Origin of the sequence: Streptomyces alkaliphilus, assembly GCF_014141535.1 — a bacterium.
Taxonomy (GTDB): Bacteria; Actinomycetota; Actinomycetes; order Streptomycetales; family Streptomycetaceae; genus Streptomyces; species Streptomyces alkaliphilus.
The window spans coordinates 1-468 of sequence record NZ_VKHT01001721.1; the positions used below are offsets into that span (position 1 = coordinate 1).

Annotated in this window: 2 protein-coding genes; one reads left to right on the top strand and one right to left on the bottom strand. The window is 70.5% G+C overall.

Annotated elements, in window-relative coordinates:
- Positions 1 to 115, bottom strand: a 115-nt coding sequence (locus tag FNQ90_RS28595; protein WP_323380203.1) for a DUF6643 family protein, incomplete at its 3' end; no start/stop codon positions are given.
- Here FNQ90_RS28595 and FNQ90_RS26475 point away from each other — a divergent pair.
- On the top strand, positions 93 to 468 hold a 376-nt coding region (locus tag FNQ90_RS26475; protein WP_228471630.1), incomplete at its 3' end, for a hypothetical protein. The genes FNQ90_RS28595 and FNQ90_RS26475 overlap by 23 nt on opposite strands.

Below are 468 nucleotides of genomic sequence, written 5' to 3' on the forward strand. Positions count from 1 at the left end.
TCGCCGGCACGGAGGGCTCCCACGCGGAGGGCACGCGGATCGGGGCGATCTGTGGGGTGCCCCGTTCGGCCACCAGGCTGTCGTATATCGGAGTGTCCGGGAAGGGGGTCCCGATCGCCGAGGAGTACGAGCCCGTGGAATACGAACCGGACGAGTGGGAGGTCGATGAGTACGACCCGGATGAGTACGACCCGGATGAGGACGACCCGGATGAGTACGACCCGGAGGAGTACGTGGCCGGGGAACCGGACGGGGAGCTCCCCGCGGAGCCCGTCGTCGGATACGTCCCGTACGAGGAGGTGGGGGCCGAGGTTCCCCCAGGGGCGTACGAAGGCCCGGTGGGTGGAGAGGCCGACCACGAGGAGGTGGTCCCGCTGACGCCCTGGTACCCACCGGTGGGGGGCGCCGGTGACGCCGGGGAAATGTGTGACACAGGGGTGGCATGGGGTGCCCGGGACGGGGCAGGAG